This is a genomic window from Paraburkholderia rhizosphaerae, from assembly GCF_004366595.1.
GTDB classification, from domain to species: domain Bacteria; phylum Pseudomonadota; class Gammaproteobacteria; order Burkholderiales; family Burkholderiaceae; genus Paraburkholderia; species Paraburkholderia rhizosphaerae.
Map to the genome: position 1 here is coordinate 82,296 of NZ_SORE01000004.1, position 23,894 is coordinate 106,189.

The window sequence follows — 23,894 nt, forward strand, 5'->3', positions numbered from 1 at the left end:
GAGCGGGCCTTGCCGCGCAGCGTGACCGCCCGCTCGTACCACAAGTGCCTCCGCATATCTAAACACGCGAAGCGCGAGCGCTATTCCAGAGCATCCAGCTAGCACTTTGCGCGGCGCACGCAATCGGTGCATCCGGCCCATGGCAATACATAGTCATCACCATCAATGCGTCCAGATACCTAGCATGGTTTCGCGACGCGCATCGAGCCAAACGCGTCGCGGCACGCACGCGGTCGACGTGTGCGTCACTCCGCCTGCACCGCTCAATCGATTTGAACAAAGGGATACGAAGAAAAATGACCCAACACCACCCAACCGGCGCGGCGACACCGCGACGCGCGTTTATCGCCGACATGGCACGGCTCGCCGCGGCGGGCGTCGTCAGCGGATGGACGCCGATCGGTCAGATTGCCGCTCACGCGCAAGGCGCCGGCGCGACGCCACCGGGCTTTCCGTCGGGCATTGCACTGTATCGCCAGGCATTCCAGAACTGGAGCGGCGAGATCGCGGTCGCGAACGTGTGGACCGCGGCGCCCGCGACGCCGGCGGATGTCGTTGCGATCGTCAACTGGGCGCGCGTGAGCGGCTACCGCGTACGTCCGCGCGGCCACATGCACAACTGGTCGCCGCTCACACTCGAGCCGGGCGGCGCCGCGCAACAGGTCGTGCTGCTCGACATGACGAAGTCGCTGACGAAGGTGGGGGTCGATGGCGCTTCGCGGCCTGCGCGCGTCACCGCGCAGACCGGCGTGTCGATGGAGTCGCTGCTCGCGACACTCGAAGCCCATGGATTAGGCGTCACCGCGTGTCCGGCGCCCGGCGATATCACGCTGGGCGGCGCCCTCGCGATCGGTGCGCACGGCACTGCGATTCCGGCGGCACGCGAAGCGCCATTGGCGGGGCGTACGTATGGTTCGCTGAGCAATCTGGTCTTGTCGCTGACCGCCGTTGTATTCGACGCAGGCACGCAGCAATACGTGCTGCGCACGTTCACGCGCAGCGATCCGGAGATCGGCGCGTTTCTGGTGCATATCGGCCGTGCATTGATCGTCGAGGTGACGCTCGAAGCCGGCGCGAACCAACGGCTGCGCTGCCAGAGCTTCGTCGATATTCCGGCATCGGAGCTGTTCGCCGCGGGCGGTTCGCGCGGCCGTACCGTCGCCTCGTTTCTCGACCAGTCAGGCCGGATCGAAGCGATCTGGTTTCCGTTCACGCACTGCCCATGGCTCAAGGTGTGGACGGTACAACCAGTCAAGCCGCCCTTTTCGCGCGCGGTGAGCAAGCCGTTCAACTACCCGTTTTCCGATTCGATATCGCAGCCGCTGTCGGACCTCGTCAAGCGGATCATCACGCGCGGCGAGTGCCACCTGACGCCGCTATTCGGCCAGACGCAGATGTCGATCGTCAGCACGGGGCTCGCCCTGACGCTGTCCTGCGATTTGTGGGGCTGGTCGCGCAATCTGCTGCAGTACATCCGTCCGTCGACGTTGCGTGTGACCGCCAACGGCTACGCGGTCATCACGCGGCGCGCCGACGTGCAGCGCGCCATTTCAGAGTTCGTGCAGTTCTATCAGAACCGTGTCGACGTGTACCGCGGGCGCGGCGAGTACCCGATGAACGGTCCCGTCGAAATTCGCGTAACGGGCCTCGACCAGCCGGCCGACGCGGGCAATGGCGCCGCCGTGCCGCTACTGTCGCCGCTGCGGCCGCGCGCGGACCGGCCGGACTGGGATGTCGCGATCTACTTTGACATCCTGACGATGCCGGGAACCCGCGGCGCCAATCGCTTCTACCGCGAAATCGAGCAGTGGATGCTGTCGAACTATGCGGGTTCGTATGCGACCGTGCGGCCCGAATGGTCGAAAGGATGGGCTTATACCGACGCGGCCGCGTGGCAGGACGCGGGTGTGATCGACGCGGCGATTCCGGCTTTGTTTAGCGAAGGCCAGGCGCCCGCCGGCCGATGGGATGCGGCCCGCACGATACTGAACAAGTACGATCCGCAGCGAATTTTTTCATCGCCGCTGCTTGACCGGCTGTTGCGGTGACGGGCACTGCGATCGACGCGCATACGACACGATCCCACGCGCAAGCTGGTTTTCCGGCAGCCGTCACAGGCCTGCGATACCCGGCCAGACGGGTTATCTGGCGCACTCAACCACAAGGACACCATCGTGCCTTCCGCAATTTCACATCGACAACACTTTAGTTCCGACCACGGCTACGGCGCTGACAACACCTCCGATGGCCCGATCATCGATGGCATCAACCAGTTCAATAACGTGCTGAACAGCCCGTTGCTTTCGTCGGTCGGGCAGACTCTCAATTACGTACCGATTGCCGGGCCAATCGCTCACGTGTTGCCGGATCTGGGAGGTCATCTGTTTTCGAAGATGGGCGAAGGTTTTGCCCATATGCTCGGCGAACAGGGCTCGGTGAACACGCACTTCGAACATGAGTGGCTAGGACGCGATAAGGCAACCGGAACGCGCGACAGTAGCGGACTCGGTCTGAATAGTCACCATCACAGGACCACGACACAGACCTGGCACGCGTCGAACGATGAGGCCACCCACTCGACAACGTTGAGCACGCAACGGATATCCGGAAGCAGCACGTAGGCGCCGGCGGTGACGAGCCGCCCGAGCAGCTTTGGCCGCGCTGGGCAAGCGCGCGACCTGGTAAGCGAGCGCGGGTTCAGCGTCGGCATTTGCGATTGACGCGCAACCCGTTAGCTCGCGTGAGGTCGATGCGCGATGTTTGTGCCCACCAGTTATTCCATCGCTTACCGATGTTGACCGGCGCATGCGAAACGCGTGCACCGAACGATCCCGGCCAGACGGGTCTTCTGGCATCAAACTTCACGAGGAAAGACGGTTATGTGTATTAAAGCGATAGCGAGCCTTATGCAAGGCAATATCGGCGGCGCCGTTTCCGCCGAAGCGAACGCGTGGGGCCTGGGCGGCGCGAGCGCAACAGCAGGTGCGTTCGCAACCGGCGGCGCAAGCAGCAGCAGTCACGGGTGTACATCGCGTTCTGGGCACTCGCGTGCATTGGAATACGGTTCGGAATCACGCCATAGCCGTGCCGGCGGCTCGTTCGAAAAAACCACCACGCAAACGCGGGTGGGCGCGGATGGTAGCTTCGAGCAGAAAACGACGCATACCCGTGCGAGCGAAGCGAAGGCCGGCTACGGCGGTCACGGCGAATGCGGCCGGCAGGGCCACCATGGCTCGGGCTACGACCGTTCTTACCAGCACACTAGCGTGCGCAGCTATGACCATGGCCATGAAAGCGCGGCCTGGCGCTCCGGCGGCAGCGGGTACAGTCATTCGGGCGCGATGGCGGCGGGCGGTTCATTCGCGGCGGCCAGCGTGTCCATTCAGCCGACCGGGCTCCTGAGCCTGTTCGGCGGCCTGCTCGGCGGCGCCGGCCAGCCAGCCGCCTGAGCGTCGGCTGAACGTCGGTGAGCGTCGGCTGAGCGTCGCCGACGACGGACGTCGCGCCCTCCAGCCGCGCGCTTGCTGCCGACTCCCTGGCCCGGCGCGCACGTGGCCGGAGCGCATGCCGTCCGTCATTCACCGGATTGGCAGCCGTTGCTTGCACGCAGCGGCCGCTTGCCTTTCCTGTCGCGGCGTGTATGCTCGCCCACGCGGCAAGCGTGGCGTCCATGCTACGATGCCCGGAACCGTATCGAGCCTCGACCCGACATGGCAACCCTATACATGAAGCTAGGCGTAGCGGAAGACGCCAGTGCCGCCGAAATCAAGCGGGCGTACCGCAAAGCCGCAATGAAATGGCATCCCGACCGCAACGCCGGCAACGAGGAAGCCGCGCGCGCGACCTTTCTCGACATCAAGGACGCGTACGAGATCTTGTCCGACCCGGAAAAGCGCAAGGTTTACGACTCGGTCTATGCAAGCGAGATGCACCGCTGGCAAACCCAGCAAAAACACCATCAGGAACGGCACCATCAACAGCAGCACCCGCAGCAACAATACGAACAGCAGCGGCAGCGCGACCACGAAAGGTCGGAGCGGGCGCGGCGTCAGCGCGCCGAGGATGCCGCCGCGGACGCAAAGTACCAGGAGCGCGTCACGTTCGCGATGCGCTATGTCGAACAAGGCTATAACCGCGACGTGATTTTCGGCGTGCTGCTCGGCCGTGATTGCCCGCCGAATCTCGCGGCGAGGATTGCAGATAGCGTGTGGGCGCTGCATCAATCGCGCGCCGGCGCTGCGCATGCAAACGGCGCGCGCCGGAAAACGGCACCGCGCTCGCGCGGAGCTACGTCAAGCGCGACGACGGCGCCGCGAACCGCAAGCGGCAAACCGGGTGCGCGCGGCAAAAAACCGTCTGGCTTCTTCGATACGCTGTGGCACAGCTTCTTCGGTGTACGTTCGTAGCCTGCCGCGCGGCGCACGCGTGACCCCGAACGTATGATGAAACGCGGGACCGCGCGGCATGAAGCCACCCGTGCGCCGCATCGGTAACCGTCACCAGGCGCGGTCAAACTTCGCCACGCCGAACACCGAACCGCCCAGCTGCGCTCAGCGTTGCCACGGCGGCGTGCGCGCAGCATCGCCATCGCTCGCCTCGCCGCTACGGTAGCGCGCAATCGCGTCGCGCACGACGCTTCGATCGATCGCGCGCTCATCGGCAAGCGCATGCAGCGCGGCAATCACGATCGACACCCGATCTACCTCGAAAAACGCACGCAACGCGCTGCGCGTGTCGCTACGCCCGAAGCCGTCGGTGCCGAGCGTCACATAGCGGCGCGGCACATATGCACGAATCAGTTCGGGCACCGCCCGCACGTAATCGGTTGCGGCGATCACCGGCCCCTGAGTCGCATTCAGTGTGTGAGTCACGTAGGGAATCGGCGCCTGCTCCGATGCCCCCGACGCCGAGCCGGTATTGCGCGCGTGCCGCTCCGCTGCCATCCCGTCGCGCTGCAATTCGGTAAAGCTCGTCACGCTCCATACCGCTGCGTCGATATCCCAATCGTCGGCGAGCATCTGTTGCGCGGCGATCGCTTCGCGCAGGATCGCGCCGGAGCCGAGCAGTTGCACGCGCGCCGCGCGCGGCCGCGTACCTTCGGACAGCCGGTACATTCCCTTCAGGATCGGCTCGCGCAGCGCGTCGAACGTTGCGGCGCTCACCGAGCGCTGCGCGTAGTTTTCGTTGGTGACCGTCATGTAATAAAACACGTCGCGCTGCTCCGCGACCATCTCGCGCATCCCCGCATCGACGATCGCGGCCACTTCGTACGCGAAAGCCGGATCGTACGCACGGCAGTTCGGAATGGTCGACGCCGCGAGATGGCTCGTGCCGTCCTGATGCTGCAGACCTTCACCGCCCAGCGTCGTCTTGCCCGCGGTCGCGCCGACCAGAAAGCCGCGTGCGCGTTGATCGGCGGCCGCCCAGATCAGGTCGCCGATGCGTTGAAAACCGAACATCGAGTAGTAGATATAGAACGGCAGCATCGGCAGATCGTGCACGCTGTATGACGTCGCGGCCGAAATCCACGACGACACCGCGCCCGCTTCCGAAATGCCCTCCTCGAGAATCTGCCCGCGCGTGTCCTCACGGTAGTACAGCATCGAGCCAAGGTCTTCCGGCTCGTACAACTGCCCGAGCGGCGAATAGATGCCAACCTGACGGAACATGTTCGCCATGCCGAAGGTGCGCGCCTCGTCAGCGACGATCGGCACGATGCGCTGGCCAATTTCACGGTCTTTCAGTAAAGCGGTCAGCATCCGTACCAGCGCCATCGTCGTCGAGATTTCGCGGTCGTTCGCGTCGAGTGCGAACTGCGCCCAGTTCGACACTGCCGGCACGGTGAGCCCTTGCGTCGCGATGCGCCTGCGACGCGGCAGATAGCCGCCGAGCGCGGCGCGCCGCGCGTGCAGGTACTGCATTTCAGGGCTGTCGGCGGCGGGCTTGTAGAACTTCAGCTGTTCAACGTCATCGTCGGAAAGCGGCAAACGGAAGCGGTCGCGGAACGCCTTCAGTTCATCGACGTCGAGCTTTTTCTGCTGGTGCGTGGTCATTCGTCCCTGACCCGCCGCGCCCATGCCAAAGCCCTTCATCGTTTTCGCGAGAATCACGGTCGGCTGACCGCGATGCTGGCGCGCCTGCGCATACGCCGCGTACAGCTTGCGCGCGTCGTGGCCGCCGCGCCGCAAGCGGTCGATGTCGTCATCGCTCATCTGCTCGACGAGCGCTGCGAGCGCCGGGTTCTGGCCGAAGAAATGCGCGCGATTATAAGCGCCGTCATTCGCGGAAAAGGTCTGGAACTGGCCGTCCACGGTATGCGCGAACGCATGCAGCAGCGCGCCGGTCTTGTCGCGCTCGAACAATGCATCCCAGTCCGAGCCCCACAGCACCTTGATCACGTTCCAGCCCGCGCCGTTGAACTGCGCTTCGAGTTCGTCGACGATGCGGCCATTGCTGCGCACCGGCCCGTCGAGCCGTTGCAGATTGCAGTTGATCACGAAAACAAGGTTATCGAGTCCTTCGCGCGCGGCCAGCGACAACGCGCCGATCGATTCCGGCTCATCCATTTCGCCGTCGCCGAAAAAGCCCCACACGGTGCGTCCGTCGGTCTCAGCAAGGCCGCGGTTGCGCAGATAGCGCATGAAGCGCGCCTGGTAAATCGCGTTGATCGGGCCGATGCCCATCGAGCCGGTCGGGAACTGCCAGAAGTCCGGCATCAGCCACGGATGCGGATACGAACACAGTCCGGGACCGGCAATTTCGCGGCGATAGTGTCGCAAATGCGCTTCATCGAGAAAGCCTTCGAGAAACGCGCGCGCGTACACGCCCGGTGACGAATGCGGCTGGAAGTACACGAGGTCGCCGCCGTCGCCCTGTTGCGCGCCTGGCGCGGCCGCGCGAAAAAAGTGATTGAAGCCGGTTTCGAAAAGATCGGCGGCGGACGCATAGCTTGCGATATGGCCGCCGAGTTCGCCATACGCTTTGTTTGCGCGCACAACCATCGCGAGCGCGTTCCAGCGTAACGCAGCCGCGAGCTTCTCCTCGAGTTCGATATTGCCCGGGTAGCGGCCCTGCTGTTCGAGCGCGATGGTGTTTTCGTATGGCGTTACACGCGTGCGCGCCGACTGGATGCCGAGCATGCGCGCATGTTCGGCAAGACGGTCAAACAGGAATTGCGCGCGGTCGCGGCCGGCGTGCGTGAGCACGCCTTCCAGCGCATCCAGCCATTCATCCGTTTCCTGCGGATCGTTGTCTTTGCGTATTTCCTGGCGGATTTCTTCGCGGCTTGCGGGGGTGCGTGCCGCTATCGGCGCGGTTGCACTATATGCGACGCCGGGTACCGCACCCGCGACGCTCAGCGCCTGCGTTGCCGTTTCGTTTTGCACCTGCCTGAGTTGCTGATTGCCATTGGACAAATCCGTCATCGCACGCTCCACATCCGGTCGCCGGTTCATTGGGGATGACGAATATGTTAGTGACGACCCGGCAGAATGTGCGTCTCATTTGCTGGTGAATTCGATTTCGCGTAGTGTGTTTATTCTTAAACTTCAGCGATAACCGGAATGTTTGCACTATGAGCTCCCCTGCCCGCCCTTCCCGCCGTCTGGACCGCATCGATATCGGCATCCTCAATCAGCTGCAGCAGAATGCGCGCATCACCAATTCCGAGTTGGCGCGCGCGGTCAACCTGTCGCCGACGCCGTGCTTTAACCGCGTTCGTGCGCTCGACAAACTGGGCCTCTTCAAACAGCAGGTCACGCTGCTGAACCCGGACGTGCTGGGCTTGCAGATCAACGTATTTATTCAGGTGAGTCTGGAGAAACAGGCGGAAGACGGCCTGCGGCGCTTCGAGCATGCGATCAATGCACGCCCCGAGGTGATGGAGTGTTATCTGATGACGGGTGATGCAGACTACCTGTTACGCGTGGTCATGCCGGACATTCACGCGCTCGAGCGTTTTATCCTCGACCATCTGACAAAGATTCCAGGCGTGTCAAACATCCGCTCGAGCTTCGCATTGAAGCAGGTTCGCTACAAAACCGCGTTGCCGCTGCCGGCCAACGGACTTACGCTGCACGAGCGCGACGACGAAACGGAATAACAGGCGCGCTCGCAGCTAATTCACGACATCGCCCAGACAGTCTCAGACGTCGGTCCAGTCCGCGAATCGCGCGGCCTGGCCGCGGTACACGCCCGCGCGGTCGACCAGATTCCATACGACGGCGTGCTCAATCCAGAAACGCCGTCCGGACTTCGCGATGCGAAGCCCGCGATAGCCGGTCGAATAGCCTTGCGTGCGCACATCCTCAAGTAGACGCGCGCGCTCTTCGCGGTTCGGGTCTTCGGCCGAAAGCCGCGATTGCAGCGTAACGAACTCGTCCCAGTCGTATTCGAAACAACGTTGCGCAGTTCTGTTCGCGTAAACGAAGCGCGGGTCCGCGTCTGCATTGTGCGCAACCAGCACGAACGGCGCATCCTGATAGAGCCAGCGCGCGGCGTCGGCAATGGGAACGTGTTGATCGACAAGCGGCGTGCCGACGAGGCGCAGATGACTATCGGCAAGCAAGGCGGCGAATTCGGGGGCGAGAGCAAAAGACGTCATTGGCGTGTCGGGCAGCGGGTTAGCGGCGGTGAAGCACGGGTAGTGAAGCGCAACAGCAAGCAGAAACAAGCCGCATCAAGCGGGATCGGCAACCTGGCGCCGGAACCACGAGAGATGGAAGCGATCACGCATTGCGCGAAGTTGCGGCGCGTTGCGCGACACGTGAAACCGTCGATTACCGGTGTCGGCACCGCCGCGCTCGTCCAATACTAGCGTAGCGTCGCGACCGATGCAGCGTCACGCGTGCAACTCAATGTTTCGCCATTGCGGCGATGCGCGCGATACGTCACGGGAATAGAGCGCAACGACGGATGTTTAACAGTCAGGCAGCCCAATAAAGAGACCGGGCTTGAGATGAGTTCCGGCTCGTGCACACGGGCGCTGCCGTCCTGTTCATTCGTGGAGAACGCTTATGCTCACCCGTTTTCGTCCCGGTCCCTCCTTGCATGAACAGGTCGAGCAACTCGGCCTGCTCGCGGCGTTAGCCGGCCGCTGGTCGGGCAATGGCTTCAATCTGATTTCGCTGCCCGACTTCGATTCGACGCTGCCCAGCACCGGCGATAAACCGTTTCGCACGCTACTGTCGGCCACTCACGAGACGCTCGAATTCACACCGATCGGCGCGCATGTACCGAACCGCGGCTCGCAATTACAGAGCAACAGCACCGATGGACAACCCGACATCACGATCTTCGGTCTTCGCTATCTGCAGCGAATCAACGACGCGGATTCACACGAGCCTTTGCATATCGAAAACGGTTTCTGGCTAAACGTACCGGCTAGCAAGATTCCGAAAGAAGCGCCCTCGGTGGTCCGTCAAGGCTCGATTCCGCACGGCTCGTCGATTCTCGCGCAGGGCAACGCGTTGCTGTCGCCGGACGGCAAGCCAGCCTTCGCAACACTCGATTCGACGCCGCAGCGCAATCCGGCTGGCGCCGCGCTGGGCAGTGCGTACCTCGCACCGCTGACGCAGGCCGTGTTGCCTGCTCGCATCACGAGCAAGGATGCGGTGAAGAATCCGAATGCGGTGCTCGCCGACGCGCTCAAGCCGTTTAGCGAGCATCTGAAAAGCACCACCGTGCTCACCGTGTCGAGCAAAAATGCGGGCGGCGTGCTGAACATTCCGTTTCTGCAAAATGCGACCAACAATAACGCCGCGGCCACCAGCGTCGAAGCCACGTTCTGGATCGAGACAGTGCAGCCGGAGAATGGGCACCCGTTCGAAGTCCTGCAATATTCGCAGAGCGTGACGCTCAACTTCCTCGGTATCGACTGGCCGCATATCTCGGTCGCCACGCTGTTCCGGCAGTGATGCGATGGCCGCGCGGCTTTGTCGTGCGCGGCGCGCTATGAGCCGCGTTTGTCGCGCGGTGCGGCAGCCGGTCCAACCGGCGGTTTGAAATCCTGATCGCTCCCGGCAGCGGCGTCAACAAATTAGCGTAGCGAATCGCCGCCGGCACGGCCGCTACTGCCCCTGCCGTGTACGCGCGATCGTATGCATCAGTTCGATCAGCACATCGGGGCTCACCGGCTTGACCAGATGATGCGCAAAGCCCGACTCGCGCGAGCGCGCGAAGTCTTCGGGCTGGCTGAAACCGGTCAATGCGATTAATACCGGACACACGCGTTGCGCGTGGGCGGCGAGCCGCCGCGCGATTTCATGACCACTCATACCGGGCAACGCGATATCGAGTAGTACCACGTCGGGGTCGAACTGCTCGGCAAGCACGAGCGCCGATGGACCCTCCGCGGCGGTGCGCGTGTCGTGCATTTCGAGCACCAGTGCGAGCGATTGCGCTGCGTCGAGATTGTCGTCGACAATCAGGATTTTCAGCCGTTTCGCGTTCGCGCCGCGCCGCTCGTGCGTGCGTGGCGCATCGGCCGGCGCCTGCACAGGCGCCACCGCGAGCGGCAGCGTGATCGAAAACTCGCAGCCTTTGCCGACGCCATCGCTCGCCACCGAGATGCTGCCACCATGCATGTCGATCAGCTTGCGGGCGACGAACAGACCGATCCCGAGTCCGTCGCGCGCGCGCCCGGCCGGCGGCGTGGCCTGCATGAACAGATCGAACAGAGCCGGAAGCTCGGCCGCGGCCACGCCGATACCGCTGTCTTTCACCACGACCCTCGCACGGCCATTCAATAACTCCGCGCGAATATGAATCTCGCCGCCGTCGTCGGTGTATTTGATTGCGTTGTCAACGAGGTTCGACAGAATCTGCGTCAGCCGCGTGCGGTCGCCGTCGACCGGAATTGGCGTAGCGAGTGTATTGAGGAAAATGCGGTGGTGCCGTTGCGCGGCAGCCGGTCCGTTGATTTCCATCGCGCGCCCGATCGCATCGCGCAGATCGAGCACTTCGCGCTTCAGGTTGATGCGGCCGGTCGTGATGCGCGACACGTCGAGCAGATCGTCGATCAGATGCGACAGGTGGAAGCTTTGCCGCTCGATCACCGCCTGCACCCACCGGACCTTCGACGGCAGGTTCTCGCCGCTCTCCTTGAGCACGTGGGCCGCGTTACGGATCGGCGCGAGCGGATTGCGCAGTTCGTGCGCGAGTGTCGCGAGGAACACGTCCTTGCGGCGATCCGCTTCCTTGAGCGCCTCCTGCGCATTCGCGCGCGCGGTGATGTCGGCGAGTGTGCCGACAAACGAATGCAGCGCGCCATGCGCGTCGTAGCGAAAGCGCCCGTGCATTTCGAGCACGCGCAGCGCACGGTCGCCGATCCGGTACGCGCGGAACACGATATGGACCGGCCGGTGCGCGGCCTCATCCGCCAGATAGCGCTCGACGAACGCGGCGCCATCGTCCGGATGCATAAACTCGCGCATGAAGTCTTCGCTGGAGAGCGGGCCGGCGTCGATCGGCTGCCCGGTGATCTCATACATCCGCGCGTTTTCCCACACGCCCGAACGCGTGACCGCGTTCCATTCGAAGATGCCGAGCCCGGCCGCGCCCGCCGCGATGCGCAGACGCTCGTCGCTTTCCTGGCGCGCGGCGAGCGCGCGGTCGCGTTCGCGCAGCGACGCGCCGATACGCTGATTCTGCTCGTCGAGCAACTGGCGAATCGCGCCGTGAATCGTCGCGCTGAAAAAGCCCTCGATGATCTGATGCGCGCCCGCCTGTTCGGTGCGCGGCGACAACGTACTGGCGAAGTATTCGCGCACGACCTGCTGCACGCTGATCTGCAACAGATCGAGCTCGCGATACAGTTCGTCGAGCTGATAGCCGTGCATCCAGCGTTTGCGCGCGTACTGGCGCGCGTCGAGATCGATCCGCGCATTGAGCGCGGAATTCGGCACCGCGGTCAACGCGGCGCAGATTTCTCCGTAGATTTGCGGCAGCAGATCGATCAACTGACGGTTCGTGAGCCGGTCGGCCTGCTCGATGAACGGGTCCGAGCGGACCGCGCGCAGCCAGCGGCGCGTGATGCGCCAGCGCTTGACGCGAATGTGTACCGCCAGATCCGCATATGGCCCGGCTTCGGGCGCTATTGTCATGTTCAAGCGTGAGTCATGCAATGTGCTTCAGGTGCCCGAACATACCACGCGAAACCGGTTCACGTTTTGCTTAATGCGAACCTTGTTTCAGGCAAACGACACATTCATCTGTTGTTTCCCGGCGCGTCGGCCAGGTCGTGACCCGCACGTGCATTCGCTCGAATGGTGCAACCGCGCGGAGCAACCGGCAACCCATGCAAAAGCCCGCGAGGTAGCACCCGGGTATCGCGCGGCAAGCGGTACGACCCTTGCTTGCTCAATCCGCACCTCTGTTCATCGCGCGCCCGGTTGTTCAGCCCGGCAACCGGCCTGCGCCCTCTTCTTTCCACGCGAGGCCCACCCGCAAATGACGGTCGAAGCGACCTGGTATCTGATCATCGGCGGCCTGCTGATCGCGATGGCGCTGGCCCGCAAGCTGATCGCGCATTTGCCGATGACGGGTGCGATGGTGTACCTCGCGGTCGGCTTCGTGCTCGGGCCAGCGGGCTTTGGTCTGCTGGCGCCGCAACTGACCCGCGGTGCGCAGGCGCTGCGTCTTGTCACCGAAGCCGGTCTCGTGATCTCGCTGTTCGCGATCGGCATGCACTTGCGCGTGCCGCTGCGCGACCGTCTGTGGCGGCTGCCACTGCGTCTGGGCACCGGCGCAATGCTGCTGACGATCGCCGCGATGACCGCGATCGCGTACTTCGGGCTCGGGCTGTCGGCGGGCCTCGCGCTGATCGTCGCGGCGGCGCTCGCGCCGACCGATCCGGTGCTGGCGAACGAACTGCGCCCACGCGAGGCCGGCGACGCCGACCCGCTGCGCTTCGCGCTATCCGGCGAAGGCGGCTGCAACGACGGTGCCGCGTGGCCGTTCATGCTGCTCGGCCTGGCGTGGTGTGGCGTCGAGGTCGGCGGCGCGGCGGGCATGCTCGGCAGCGCGCACATCACGACCGTTACCGGCTTCGCGGCCGCGCTGCTATGGGGCATCGGCAGCGCGCTCGCGATCGGCTGGCTGCTCGGCGCAGGCGTGGTCGCGCTCGTCACGCGCTTGCGGCTGCGCTTTGACGTCGCGGTCGGCGTCGAAGGGTTTCTCGCGCTTGGGCTAATGTCGGCGTGCTATGGCGCCGCGCAACTGGTTCATGGCTATGCGTTCGTCGCGGTCTTTGTCGCCGGCGTCGCGCTGCGCCACCAGGAACTGCGCGCGACCGGCGACGATACCGCGCCGACCGAGGTGCTCGAGAAGGTCGAGCACGGCGAGTTGGAGAAGGCTGCGCGCACGCCTGAACTGGCGCACGCGTATATCGCCGAATCGATGATGGCGTTCGCCGTTGAGATTGAGCAGACCGTCGAGCTTGTGCTGATGCTGCTGATCGGCAGTGTCGTATCCGCGCATTGGCGCGAATTGCTCGAGTGGCGCGCGATCTGGCCGGCGCTCGCGCTGCTGCTGGTCGTACGGCCGCTCAGCGCGCTCGCCGCACTGGCCGGTTCGAGCGCGACCTGGCCGCAGCGGCTGCTGGCCGGCTGGCTGGGCATTCGCGGCGTCGGTGCGTTCTACTACCTGATGTTTGCGATTGAACGGCTGCAGCGCGTTGCGCAGGATGCGGCGCTCGCCGTCGTGATGGCGGCCATCGTCGGCTCAGTGTTGCTGCATGGCGTATCGGCGACGTTGCTGCTCGACCGCTACCTGCGCACGCCACGAACGAAGTGATGCGCAAACCGTTGCGCCGCGCTGCAATGTCGCGCTGGCGCTATCGCGCTGTCCGCCGCGCGGACCACGGCGCCACCAGCCGCGCCCGGCGGCCTTGATCTACCTCAGGCTTCCGGGTTCTCCAGATCCGCATTCACCACCGTTTCCCCATAGTGCTGCGCGGCTTCGCGCGCTTGCTGGCCGTTATCGAACGGACCAATGTCGGGCGCACCGGCGAACGGGAACAGCAGCCGCCCGTCGGTTTTGCGCACGACTTTCAGCAGACCGACGAACGCGCCTTCCGTGGTGCGCCGATAGGTCGCATAGATTTCGTAGTCCTGTTTCGATTCGGCGCGCGAAGCCGTCGCATCGCGCGACTTCGCGAAAATCATCCGAGGCCTCGTCATGTTGACGCTCCGCATCCGATAGCCCGGCCGGCGCTCCTGCCGGCAAACAAAGGCTTTACTGCTGAACGCGCAAGCGATGTGCCCGTGTCGCGCGCGCGGCCTGCGGGCCGATAAGGTCACGCGACGCGGCACAGCGGGATCGCCGCATGCATCCGATCAAACCGACACCGCGCACGCGAGCGCCGCACAGACGCCCGCGCGCGCACCGGTGCGAAAGATGCGTGCGAAAAATTACACCGTTCAAGTATGTTTGCAACGGATGACGAAGCAACAGGCCGAAGCAACAGGCCGAAGCAACAGGCGCGCGGTCTACCTGTCGAAGTGCGGCTCGAACGGCGGCGATTGTGCCCCCAGCACCAGCACGCAATGCGATGCGAGCCGCGCTCATACGCTTTGCGCGAGCGCCACGCATGCTCCGCCCGCACCCGTGCGTGGCAAACTATGATTCTTCCCAGCGACGGGAGCGCACATCATGGAGCGTGCATTTACCAATCGCGCCGAGGCCGGCCGCGCGCTGGCGAGCCAGCTCGGTGCGTATGCGCATCGCAACGATGTCGTCGTGCTCGCGCTGCCGCGCGGCGGCGTGCCGGTGGCCTTCGAGGTCGCGCGTTCGCTGGGCGCGGCGCTAGATGTGCTGGTGGTGCGCAAGCTCGGTGTGCCATGGCAGGCCGAACTCGCGATGGGCGCGATCGCATCCGGCGGCGCGCTTTATGTCGATGAAGAACTGCTGCGTGAAATCAGCCTGCCGCAATCCGCGTTCGATCGGGTACTCGCGAGCGAGCGCGCGGAACTCGAGCGGCGCGAGCAGCGTTACCGCACGCCTCAACAAACGCCTGTCGGCATAGCCGGACGTATCGCGATCGTGGTCGACGATGGCATGGCGACCGGCGCATCGATGAAAGCCGCGATCCGCGCGCTACGCAGCCGCGGGCCGTCGAAAATCGTCGCCGCGTTGCCGGTCGCGCCACCGGACGCGGCGCAGAAGCTGCGAGGCGAAGTCGATGAATTCGTCTGCGTCCTGACGCCAGCCAACTTCTATGCGGTCGGGCAGTTCTACGATGACTTCAGCGAGACCACCGACGACGATGTCCGCACACTGCTCGCGCAGGCCGGAACGCAGCCGCGCCCGGGCTGATGCATCGCCGTAGCCGTAGCCCGTAGCCCGTAGCCCGTAGCCGCAGTCATGGTCGCTAGCGCGCGGCGAACTTGAACAGCGAACCGAGCGCGTAGTGCGCGATGCCCGGATGCATCACGGCCTCGCGCAACGCATGGACGACGCGCTTCTCACGCAACGACGCCTTCACGTTTTCCCAGTGCAGACGTGTCTTCAGCGCGCTGCGGCGCCGGTCCAGTTCCGACAGCAGCGGCCCGCTTGCGCGCTGCGTCGCGCGAAACCGCTGGTCCGCGACGAGCATCCCTTCGAGCGCTCGCCGTGCGGACCCTTTCGACAGCGAGCTGGTGCGCTGCCGATACAGATAGCCCAGTTCCGGATAGACGGTCATGCCGCCGGTCGCGGCCAGCGCCCGCAGCAGGAAGTCGAAATCTTCGCCGACGCGCAATTCGTCGTCGTAGCGCAAGCTTTCGATGACACGCCTGTCGAACATCGGCTTCAGATAGCCGAGTTCACCGGCGTTTTTCACGAGATCGACCGCATCGCATGCGCGCTTCGCGGACAAGGTCAATAGTGTGCGCGACGTCGCGGTGCCGTCTTCGTCGACGATGCGCAGATCGTCCGCGACGATACTCGCCGCATCGCGCCGCGCGGCGTCGACCAGTGCGGCAAGGCGGCCGGGCGCGATCAGATCGTCGCTGTCGACGATCGTGACCCACTGTCCGCGCGCCGCGTCGAGCGCCCGATTGCGCGCACCCGACGGGCCCTGATTGCGCACGGCAGGCAGCACGACAATGCGCGGATCGCGCGCCGCAGCCGCGTGCATGATCGACAGGCTATCGTCGGTCGACGCGTCGTCGGCGATCAGCAGCTCCCAACGCGTCAGCGTTTGCGCCTGCACCGAACGGATCGCATCGCTCAGCCAGCGAGCCCCGTTATAGTTCGCCATCACGACGCTGACTTCGGCTCGAGCGTCGGGACTCACTGCGTCGGGACTCACTGTGGGGCGGGTTTCCTGGCGGGAGGTTGTCGTATTCACGTGATGCTCCTCAAGCGCGCTTTTCCGCGGTCCCGATCCGCGATGTCCGCGATTGTCGAAAGCCGGCGCGGCCCGATCGTGCGGCACGCGCGTCGGGCGGCATCGTCAGCGACAAGCGAAGCGAAGAAACTCAGCGTCATTCCCTGTTCGCCCGCTACGCGCTTAACCGGGTGGCGAGCACGCGCCTATCGGGACGCGCGACGAAACGACCCGCGCCGTCGCGCGTGCGCAATCCGCATGCGCGCGTCGCGGCGCCGGCCGCGCGCGACCCGGTGACTGACCCGGCCAAGCACGGCCAGATGGCTACGAACCGGCAGCAGCGTCGGCATCGTCCCGGCTCACGCGGCCGCGGCCGTGATGTGCTCGGGCAGATAGTTTTGCAGATACTCTTCGAAGTCGGCGCGCACTTCCGGATGGCGCAGTGCGAATTCGACGGTCGCCTTCAGATAGCCGAGCTTGCTGCCGCAATCGAAGCGCGTGCCGAAGTAGCGATACGCGAGCACCTGCTCTTCGGTCAGCAGCGACTGCAGCGCGTCGGTCAGTTGCAGTTCGCCACCCGCGCCCGGGCGCAGCGCGCGGATATGCTTGAAGATGGTCGGCATCAGCACATAGCGGCCCACCACGCCGAGGTTCGACGGCGCGACTTCCGGCGCGGGCTTTTCAACGATGCCCGACAGCTTGATCACGTCTTCTTCCCATTCGCGGCCTTCTACCACGCCATATGAACGGCTGTCTTCACGCGCGATCGTTTCAACGCCGACCACCGAGCTGTGATAGTGATTGAAAACATTGACGAGCTGCTTCATCACCGGCTTCTCGCTGTGCAGCAGGTCGTCCGCGAGAATCACCGCGAACGGGCTGTCGCCGACCAGCTTTTCCGCGCACAGCACCGCGTGTCCCAGACCGAGCGCTTCCGCCTGACGCACATAAAAGCAGTCGACGTTGGCAGGCTTGATGCCGCGCACCAGCTCGAGCAGCTTTTCCTTGCCGCGTGCTTCCAGTTCCGCCTCGATCTCATACGACTTGTCGAAGTGATCTTCAATGGCCCGCTTGCTACGGCCCGTGACGAAGATCATTTCGGTGATACCGGCTTCGATCGCCTCTTCGACCGCATATTGAATCAGCGGCTTATCGACGATCGGCAACATCTCTTTCGGGCTCGCCTTGGTGGCGGGCAAGAAGCGCGTGCCGAGACCCGCCACGGGAAACACGGCTTTGGTGACTTTAAGCATGGTATGCATTCCCACTCGGTTGATGATGTCTACAACCGCCGACGCCTACGGCCTTCTGTCGAGGCGCTCCCGGCGCACATCATTCGGTCGAAGGCGCCTGCTTCGGTCGGCGAATCTGCGTGTGAAAAAAGACTAGCGGAAAAATAATCGAATTTCGCGTTAAAGAACCGCTAATTTGATCGAGTGGTTTTCGCACTTTTACCGAAACCATTCGGATTGGACGACGACGTCAATTCCTTACCGCACAATCAGCCGCCGGCAATCGGGCAATTAGTAAATATTGCTGATCGCCGGCGGGAACCGGAAATTATTGAAGAGCGGACTCTTCTTCGTCCAGCTGCGGCAGTTTTTCCGGATTGATCCGGAACCGGCCGATCGGCTCATTGCGCAAAGCCTCACGGTACGCCGACACGCCGACCAGCACCAACAGGACGACTACGCCAGCAAGCAGATGCACGCTCATTGACAACCCCCTCGTCAAGAATTTGCCTGAACCCAAATTATCACAAAAAAACTAATGGATAACGCGAATAGTATTTACCCGAAATATTTAATGTTGACGACAATATGACAGCTTTACGCGCCAACCGGCGCAGCACCATTCGTACCCGATGCGCATCGCCTCAATGCACATTTTCATTGCATTTTTTATCCGTTTTATTTCAATGCTGGTGCATTACGATACAAACGCGCGGTCCGCGCACACAGGCGCTCGCACGCCTGCTTTCATCCTCCTGTCGCGCCTTCGTGCCGGCATCTTTACGAGGACCGCATGAGCGACTCCGTTCTGAACGCCAACACGACCTCGTTGCCCTTCTCCGCCGCGCGCTCCGGTGACGTCCATGCGACCAGCGCCAGCAAGGAACATGTGATCGACGCGATGCGCGGCCTCGCCGCGCTGCTAGTCGCTTACTTTCACTGCCGCCAGGTGGTCTGGGTAGGCATGCAGAGCTTTCACCATGCTGTCGGTACGTCGTTCAGCCTGAGTTCGCTCGTTGCCTATGCGACGTTTCCTATCTCATGGGGTTCCGCGGGTGTGCCGATCTTTTTTGTGATCAGCGGTTACTGCATCCATCGCGGCGCCGCGTTCCGGCTGGCGCGCGATCCCAACTATCGGCTCGATGCGGGCAATTTCTGGATGCGCCGCTTCGCGCGGATCTATCCGGTGTTGCTCGCCGCGCTGCTGCTCACGCTGACGCTCGATGCAATCAGCCTGCAGTTGCCGCCGGTCAGCCATAAGGTGCGCGATATCGGGCTGATGCCATTTCTCGTGAACCTGTTCTCGCTGCAAGGTGTGGCCGGCCATACGTACGGGTCCAACGGCGCGCTGTGGACGCTGTCGCTCGAAGTGCAGTTCTACGCGATCTACCCGTTGCTGTTCGCGTTGCGGCGCCGCTTCGGCATGAACACAATTCTGGTCGCGGTCGCGCTGATCAATATCGTGTCGGGCATCGTGCTCGAGCGGCACGACATCCAGTTCTTTCCGTCGTACTGGTTCTCGTGGACGCTCGGCGCATGGATCGCCGAAGCGCAGGCCGGTGCGACCGCTACCCGGCAGCCTCGCTCCGCGCTCTTCTGGTATGGGCTCGCCGCGCTGCTGACGCTCGCGGGCTGCGCGGCGTTCTATGTGGGTCAGTACCTTGCGTTCCAGCTGTGGGCGCTCGGTTTCGCGTGCTATCTGCACAAGGCGCTGCAGCGCAAGCGCGCGGTCGAGTCGGCGCCGATGCGCGTGCTTTCCCGCTTCGGCGACTTCAGCTTTTCGCTTTATCTGATTCACCTGCCGATCTTCGTGATGCTGTCGTCGGTGTTCTTCCGGTCGGAACTGCAACTGTCGATCTGGCCGTCGTTCGGCTATATGGGCGTCGCGGTCGTGGCCGCCTATGTGTTTTACCGGCTCGTCGAGCTGCCGTCGATGAAGTGGTCGGCCAGCTTCAAGCCGAAGTCGCGCGCGAAGAACGAGGCGCCCGCGGCGCGCGTCGCGTGACGCAGTATGGCAGTCGCGCGGATTCCGGTCTCGCTTAACGGCTCTACATGGAATCCGCCGCGCCACCCATGGCACGCAAGCCACGGCGAAAACAGCCGCAAATCAGGCCGCGAGATCAGGCCGCATAATCGGTCCGTCGCAAAGCAACCGCTGATTCAACCCCGACAGCCCGCGCATCACCCGGCTTTCTTGCCCGCCGCAACCCGCTTCAGAATCTGTTCGACGCCATCCACATAGGCCGTCGTACCGAACGAATCGGTCGCCGTCTGGTAGCCGCGCATCACCAGTTGCTCGCGCAGCGTGCGGTTCGAGCGCAATTCCACGAGCCTATCCGCGAGCGCACGCGCATCGCCTGGCTCGCATAGCAAGCCGTTCTCGCCATCGTGAATGATCTCGGTCACGCCGCCCGCACGCGCCGCGATCACCGGCCGCCGCGCCAGCATGCCCTCGACGATCACGCGCCCAAACGGCTCCGGCGTGATCGACGTATGCGCGACCACGTCCATCGCACCCATACAGGCCGCGACATCGTGCTGAAAGCCGAGAAAGTGCACGCGTCCGGTCAGGCCGTGCTGCACGACGAACGCACGCAGCTCCGCCTCGTACGCGTCCTCGCCGAATAGTGCGGAGCCGACCAGCACTGCATGCATCTGTGGCTGCCCGATGATCGCTTCGAGCAGCACATGCTGCCCTTTCCAGCGCGCGAGCCGGCTAAACGAACCGACCAGAAACGCATCGCGCGGCAAGTTCAGCCGCTCGCGCAGCGTGCATTGCGGCACGTCGCGCAGCGCATCGAACGGCGCGGCCGAAATGCCGTTGAAAACCACCTCGACCTTGTCGTCGCTGAAGTTCGTCAAGTCGACAAATGCGCGCGCCGAGGCGCGCGAATTCGCAATCACGTGCGCAAGCCCGTAGCGTGAACACCATTTGATCACCTGCAATTGCCGGCGGCCGAAATGCTCGGCCGACACGATATCGCGCAGATGCCAGACCACCGGCTTGCGCGCGAGCTTGCCGGCCAGCACGCCGACCACCATCGAGCGCTGCGTATTGGCGTAAATCACGTCGTTGTTGCGCGCCCGCGCGGCGGTCGCGCGCACCAGCGACATCACGCTTTTCAGCGCACGGCCGAGCGGCGGCGAATTGCCCTTCTTGCGCATGTCGCGCGTCGCGCCCGCGTCGAGCACCGTAACCGGCACGCCCGCGCGATCGAGTGCCACGCGAAACGGTCCGTCGTCGAACAGTACGACATCCATTCGCGCGCGCAGCGCCTTGACGATTTCGAGCAGCGACAATTCGGCGCCGCCCAGCACGCCGCTCTGGTCCACGGCGAGCACTCGCAGCGACGAAGCTGGCTGGGTGGCCGCGCCCTTCGCCGGCGGATCGTACGCCGGCAGCATCGTGCCTTGCAGCGCCGGCACCCGCGCGCATACGTGCGCGAAGAAACGCTCGCGAAAAAGCGCCGCCGAAAAGCGTTCCGCGTTCGCGCGGCAATCGGCGGGCGAAAAGCGGTCCGGCTGCGCGGCAAAATTTTCAACTGCCGCGATAATCGACCCGGCCGTCTGTTCTTCAAAGAACAGGCCGGTCGGCCGCGGGTCCGACAGGTCGCGCACCGTTTCGAGCGCGCCGCCCTTGCCGTAGGCGATCACCGGTGTGCCGCATGCCTGTGCCTCGACCACCGAGATGCCGAAGTCCTCCTCGGCGGCAAACACGAACGCCTTTGCGCGACGCATCCGGTCACGCAGCACCGCAAACGGCTGGTAACCCATGATCTCGACATTCGGCGCCGCTTTCGCGCGAATTTTCTGCATGTCGGGCCCGTCGCCGATCACGACCAGGCGCCGCTCGGGCATCTTCGCGAACGCTTCGACAATCAGGTCGATCTTCTTGTACGGCACCATCCGCGATGCGGTCAGATAGAAGTCTTCTTTCTGCTCGTGGATCGCGAACGATTCGACATCGACCGGCGGGTTGATCACATCCGCTTCACGCTGATAGACCTTCCTGATGCGCCTTGCGATAAACGACGAATTCGACACGAACGAATCCACCGAATTCGCCGTGCGCACATCCCAGTTGCGGATGTAGTGAAGAATCAGCCGCGCGAGCGCCGACTTCGGGCCGCTCGTCAGCTTCGATTCAGTCAGGTACTGATGCTGCAAGTCCCACGCGTAACGGATCGGCGAATGCACGTAACTGACATGCACCTGATCGGGCCCGGTCAGCACGCCTTTTGCAACCGCGTGGCTGCTCGAGATCACGACGTCGTACTCCGACAGATCGAGTTGCTCGATCGCAAGCGGCATCAACGGCAGATATGAGCGGTACCTGGTGCGCGCTTTCGGCAGCTTCTGGATAAACGTCGTCTTCACCGGCTTGCCGCGAATGAAGCTGCGGTCGTCGAGGAAATCGACGAGCGCGAACAGGTCCGCGCCCGGAAAGCACGCGACGATCTGCTCCAGCACGCGCTCGGCGCCCGCATAGGTGACCAGCCAGTCATGCACGATCGCCACGCGCACCGTATGCGCGGCGTGACCTGCGCGCGACGCCGCGCGACGCCCAGGCTGAACAAGCGGCGCGGCGGGTGCGATCGCGCCCGCCGATGCCGCGGCATCGTGCAGCGCGCGCGTGGCAGGCGTCGACGGTCGCAGCAACGTGTCTTCAGCGATGTCGTGGTTCATGATGCGTTCCTCCGCGAATACATTCTCACGAGCCGGCCGAGCGCCGAGCGCGCCAGATCGCGCAACGCGGGCGTCATCGTCAGCGACCATGCGACGTTTGCGCCGACCACCAGCACCATCGCCGCGGCCACCAGCGGGATCGTTGTCGCGAGCGTCGACAGCCACAGCGTGGCGAGCAGGAATACCAGGTGCGCGGCCATGTCGAGCACGATCGGCCGAGCATGGATGCGCGATAGCCCGAGCAGTGCGAGGTAGTCGAACAGGCCCCGTGCCGCCACCGCAACCGCCGCGCCTGTCAGACCGAAGTAATGCACGCCGGCCCAGATCGCACCGGCAAAGAGCGGCGTTTCGATCAGCGCGACACGCGCGGCAATCGATGGGTGGACCTGCGCCTGGATCAGGATGCGCGCGAGATTCGCCTGGCCTGTCAACCACACGAAGATGATCAGAATGCGCCCGACCGGGCCGCCCGCGCTCGCGACTTCGTTGCCAACCCATAGATGCAGGAACGGCTCGAGCACCAGCATCGCGACCAGCATGATCGGCGTGAACGCGCCGTTCAGGAACTCGAGCGACTGCCGCATGATCGCGTCCGCGTTCTCGCGATTGAGCGCCGAGATGCGCGGAAACAGCGTGCGCACCATCGCGTTGGGCACCATGTTCAGACGCGTGACAAGATTCTGCGGCACCGAGTAATACGTGACGAAACGCGCGCCGAGCGCGGAACCGACCAGCACGCGGTCGGCCGATTCGGCGATCAGCAGCATCAGCGACGTGACGAGCATCCATCCGCCGAAGCTGAACAGCCCCTTCGCGACGCCGAACTGCGGCGGCATCATCTTGCGGATATCCAGCACCTTCAGCGCGGAGCGCCCGAGCAGCACCGCGGCAATCGTGCGCGCGACCACCGCGGCGGCCAGCACGTTCGGCAAGGTCGGCCCGATCCACCATGCGGCAGCGAGCGGCAGCATCTGGAACAGGAAGGTGCCGATCGTCTGGTACGTGTTGTAGCTGCCGAACTTTTCCGCGCCGTTGATCGCGCCGGCAAACACCCACGATACGTTCGAGATCGGAATGGCGATTGCGAGCCACGGCAACGCCGCATAGACCTCGTGCTGCATCGCCGGCGACACCTTCGCGAAATACGACGTGTACAGGAACGTGCCGAAATAGATAACGAGCCCGCCCACGACACCGCTCGTGAAGTTGAGCCACGTTGCGCTCCAGAACACGCGCGCGCACTCGTCCTTGTCCGCTGACGCGCGCGCCTTCGAAATATGGTTCTGCGCGGCCATGCTCATGCCGAGATCGAGAATGCCGAAGTAGCCGATCAGCACCCACACGAGCGCCACCACGCCGTACCGTTCGACGCCGAGCGCCTTGATATACGACGGCACGGTGACCAGCGAGACGAAGGTCGGCAGCACCAGCCCGATCAGATTGATCCCTACGTTCTTCAGGATGCCTTTGTCCATCCGTTACCCTTCGCGTCAGTCGTTCGGCGCACGCCGCGCGGGCGCCGTCAAAACGTCACGAGCGCGGCAGCGCGCGCGACGCGGCCGCCGGAACTCGTGCGCGCCGAAGCTCGTGCCCGCTTGTTCATCTGGATGAGCACAAAATCGTCGCATGTAAAAAATCGGTCCTGCGTGCTTTGTGCAGCGCGAAAAAAA

18 protein-coding genes are annotated in these 23,894 nt (G+C 63.9%); 9 read left to right on the forward strand and 9 right to left on the reverse strand.

Translation table 11 applies throughout. The features are described from left to right. Window positions 1–296: 296 nt before the first annotated feature. From BX592_RS06345 to BX592_RS06360, 4 genes are all read left to right on the forward strand, one after another. Window positions 297–2,048, forward strand: coding sequence for a cholesterol oxidase substrate-binding domain-containing protein (locus tag BX592_RS06345; RefSeq protein WP_243849356.1), 1,752 nt, complete (start codon window positions 297–299; stop codon window positions 2,046–2,048). A gap of 126 nt (window positions 2,049–2,174) precedes the next feature. Then, complete coding sequence (locus BX592_RS06350) at window positions 2,175–2,621, forward strand: hypothetical protein (RefSeq protein ID WP_134190825.1); 447 nt, start codon at window positions 2,175–2,177, stop codon at window positions 2,619–2,621. Between the two features lie 285 nt (window positions 2,622–2,906). Then, window positions 2,907–3,449, forward strand: coding sequence for a hypothetical protein (locus tag BX592_RS06355; RefSeq protein ID WP_134190826.1), 543 nt, complete (start codon window positions 2,907–2,909; stop codon window positions 3,447–3,449). 261 nt (window positions 3,450–3,710) lie between these two features. Next, window positions 3,711–4,406 (forward strand): J domain-containing protein, encoded by a 696-nt coding sequence (locus BX592_RS06360; protein WP_134190827.1) that lies wholly within the window; start codon window positions 3,711–3,713, stop codon window positions 4,404–4,406. A 144-nt stretch (window positions 4,407–4,550) separates the two neighbouring features. On the opposite strand, the gene mdeB is transcribed toward BX592_RS06360, so the two are convergent. Beyond that, the gene (gene mdeB, locus BX592_RS06365; protein ID WP_134190828.1) at window positions 4,551–7,424 is read right to left on the reverse strand and encodes an alpha-ketoglutarate dehydrogenase; all 2,874 of its coding nucleotides are present in this window, start codon (window positions 7,422–7,424) and stop codon (window positions 4,551–4,553) included. Window positions 7,425–7,573: 149 nt separating this feature from the next. On the opposite strand from mdeB, the gene BX592_RS06370 reads away from it, so the two are divergent. Then, window positions 7,574–8,101 carry an Lrp/AsnC family transcriptional regulator gene (locus BX592_RS06370; protein WP_134190829.1) on the forward strand — a complete coding sequence of 176 codons (528 nt, stop codon included), beginning with the start codon at window positions 7,574–7,576 and terminating at the stop codon, window positions 8,099–8,101. Window positions 8,102–8,143: 42 nt separating this feature from the next. Here BX592_RS06370 and BX592_RS06375 read toward each other — a convergent pair whose 3' ends face one another. After that, window positions 8,144–8,602, reverse strand: a complete 459-nt coding sequence (locus tag BX592_RS06375; protein WP_134190830.1) for an MEKHLA domain-containing protein — start codon at window positions 8,600–8,602, stop codon at window positions 8,144–8,146. Window positions 8,603–9,014: 412 nt separating this feature from the next. Here BX592_RS06375 and BX592_RS06380 point away from each other — a divergent pair, with 412 nt between their 5' ends. Continuing rightward, window positions 9,015–9,914: a heme-binding protein gene (locus tag BX592_RS06380; protein ID WP_134190831.1), complete on the forward strand. Its 900-nt coding sequence runs from the start codon at window positions 9,015–9,017 to the stop codon at window positions 9,912–9,914. 153 nt (window positions 9,915–10,067) lie between these two features. Here the strand turns inward: BX592_RS06380 and BX592_RS06385 are convergent, their stop codons facing one another. Then, window positions 10,068–12,101: a hybrid sensor histidine kinase/response regulator gene (locus BX592_RS06385; protein WP_134190832.1), complete on the reverse strand. Its 2,034-nt coding sequence runs from the start codon at window positions 12,099–12,101 to the stop codon at window positions 10,068–10,070. Between the two features lie 346 nt (window positions 12,102–12,447). Here BX592_RS06385 and BX592_RS06390 point away from each other — a divergent pair, with 346 nt between their 5' ends. After that, the gene (locus BX592_RS06390) at window positions 12,448–13,791 is read left to right on the forward strand and encodes a cation:proton antiporter (protein ID WP_134190833.1); all 1,344 of its coding nucleotides are present in this window, start codon (window positions 12,448–12,450) and stop codon (window positions 13,789–13,791) included. A gap of 104 nt (window positions 13,792–13,895) precedes the next feature. Here the strand turns inward: BX592_RS06390 and BX592_RS06395 are convergent, their stop codons facing one another. Beyond that, a complete protein-coding gene (locus BX592_RS06395; protein WP_134190834.1) occupies window positions 13,896–14,177 on the reverse strand; it encodes a DUF6723 family protein in 282 nt (93 codons plus the stop codon). A gap of 472 nt (window positions 14,178–14,649) precedes the next feature. Here BX592_RS06395 and BX592_RS06400 point away from each other — a divergent pair, with 472 nt between their 5' ends. After that, entirely contained in the window at window positions 14,650–15,312 is a 663-nt protein-coding gene (locus BX592_RS06400) for a phosphoribosyltransferase (RefSeq protein ID WP_134190835.1), read from the forward strand. Between the two features lie 55 nt (window positions 15,313–15,367). Here the strand turns inward: BX592_RS06400 and BX592_RS06405 are convergent, their stop codons facing one another. The 3 genes from BX592_RS06405 to BX592_RS33730 form a co-directional block, all read right to left on the reverse strand. Next, window positions 15,368–16,327, reverse strand: coding sequence for a glycosyltransferase family 2 protein (locus BX592_RS06405; RefSeq protein ID WP_134190836.1), 960 nt, complete (start codon window positions 16,325–16,327; stop codon window positions 15,368–15,370). A gap of 338 nt (window positions 16,328–16,665) precedes the next feature. Further along, window positions 16,666–17,559 (reverse strand): UTP--glucose-1-phosphate uridylyltransferase GalU, encoded by an 894-nt coding sequence (gene galU / locus BX592_RS06410; RefSeq protein WP_134191052.1) that lies wholly within the window; start codon window positions 17,557–17,559, stop codon window positions 16,666–16,668. Between the two features lie 307 nt (window positions 17,560–17,866). Continuing rightward, window positions 17,867–18,022 carry a hypothetical protein gene (locus tag BX592_RS33730; protein ID WP_166676312.1) on the reverse strand — a complete coding sequence of 52 codons (156 nt, stop codon included), beginning with the start codon at window positions 18,020–18,022 and terminating at the stop codon, window positions 17,867–17,869. A 309-nt stretch (window positions 18,023–18,331) separates the two neighbouring features. Between BX592_RS33730 and BX592_RS06415 the strand changes: the two genes are divergently transcribed. Continuing rightward, the gene (locus BX592_RS06415) at window positions 18,332–19,543 is read left to right on the forward strand and encodes an acyltransferase family protein (RefSeq protein ID WP_134190837.1); all 1,212 of its coding nucleotides are present in this window, start codon (window positions 18,332–18,334) and stop codon (window positions 19,541–19,543) included. A gap of 176 nt (window positions 19,544–19,719) precedes the next feature. Here the strand turns inward: BX592_RS06415 and BX592_RS06420 are convergent, their stop codons facing one another. Together BX592_RS06420 and BX592_RS06425 are read right to left on the reverse strand one after the other, a co-directional pair. Continuing rightward, the gene (locus BX592_RS06420) at window positions 19,720–22,224 is read right to left on the reverse strand and encodes a glycosyltransferase family 4 protein (protein ID WP_134190838.1); all 2,505 of its coding nucleotides are present in this window, start codon (window positions 22,222–22,224) and stop codon (window positions 19,720–19,722) included. Continuing rightward, window positions 22,221–23,699: an oligosaccharide flippase family protein gene (locus BX592_RS06425; protein WP_134190839.1), complete on the reverse strand. Its 1,479-nt coding sequence runs from the start codon at window positions 23,697–23,699 to the stop codon at window positions 22,221–22,223. Before BX592_RS06425 ends, BX592_RS06420 begins: the two co-directional genes overlap by 4 nt. Window positions 23,700–23,894: the final 195 nt, after the last annotated feature.

Coding starts and splice junctions, on each gene's coding strand:
- BX592_RS06345 (WP_243849356.1), top strand. CDS start 297: ATGACCCAACACCACCCAACCGGCGCGGCGACACCGCGACGCGCGTTT.
- BX592_RS06400 (WP_134190835.1), top strand. CDS start 14,650: ATGGAGCGTGCATTTACCAATCGCGCCGAGGCCGGCCGCGCGCTGGCG.
- BX592_RS06380 (WP_134190831.1), top strand. CDS start 9,015: ATGCTCACCCGTTTTCGTCCCGGTCCCTCCTTGCATGAACAGGTCGAG.
- BX592_RS06355 (WP_134190826.1), top strand. CDS start 2,907: ATGCAAGGCAATATCGGCGGCGCCGTTTCCGCCGAAGCGAACGCGTGG.
- BX592_RS06370 (WP_134190829.1), top strand. CDS start 7,574: ATGAGCTCCCCTGCCCGCCCTTCCCGCCGTCTGGACCGCATCGATATC.
- BX592_RS06375 (WP_134190830.1), bottom strand. CDS start 8,602: ATGACGTCTTTTGCTCTCGCCCCCGAATTCGCCGCCTTGCTTGCCGAT.
- BX592_RS06395 (WP_134190834.1), bottom strand. CDS start 14,177: ATGACGAGGCCTCGGATGATTTTCGCGAAGTCGCGCGATGCGACGGCT.
- BX592_RS06415 (WP_134190837.1), top strand. CDS start 18,332: ATGAGCGACTCCGTTCTGAACGCCAACACGACCTCGTTGCCCTTCTCC.
- BX592_RS06385 (WP_134190832.1), bottom strand. CDS start 12,101: ATGACAATAGCGCCCGAAGCCGGGCCATATGCGGATCTGGCGGTACAC.
- galU (WP_134191052.1), bottom strand. CDS start 17,559: ATGCTTAAAGTCACCAAAGCCGTGTTTCCCGTGGCGGGTCTCGGCACG.
- BX592_RS06390 (WP_134190833.1), top strand. CDS start 12,448: ATGACGGTCGAAGCGACCTGGTATCTGATCATCGGCGGCCTGCTGATC.
- BX592_RS33730 (WP_166676312.1), bottom strand. CDS start 18,022: ATGAGCGTGCATCTGCTTGCTGGCGTAGTCGTCCTGTTGGTGCTGGTC.
- BX592_RS06425 (WP_134190839.1), bottom strand. CDS start 23,699: ATGGACAAAGGCATCCTGAAGAACGTAGGGATCAATCTGATCGGGCTG.
- BX592_RS06360 (WP_134190827.1), top strand. CDS start 3,711: ATGGCAACCCTATACATGAAGCTAGGCGTAGCGGAAGACGCCAGTGCC.
- mdeB (WP_134190828.1), bottom strand. CDS start 7,424: ATGACGGATTTGTCCAATGGCAATCAGCAACTCAGGCAGGTGCAAAAC.
- BX592_RS06420 (WP_134190838.1), bottom strand. CDS start 22,224: ATGAACCACGACATCGCTGAAGACACGTTGCTGCGACCGTCGACGCCT.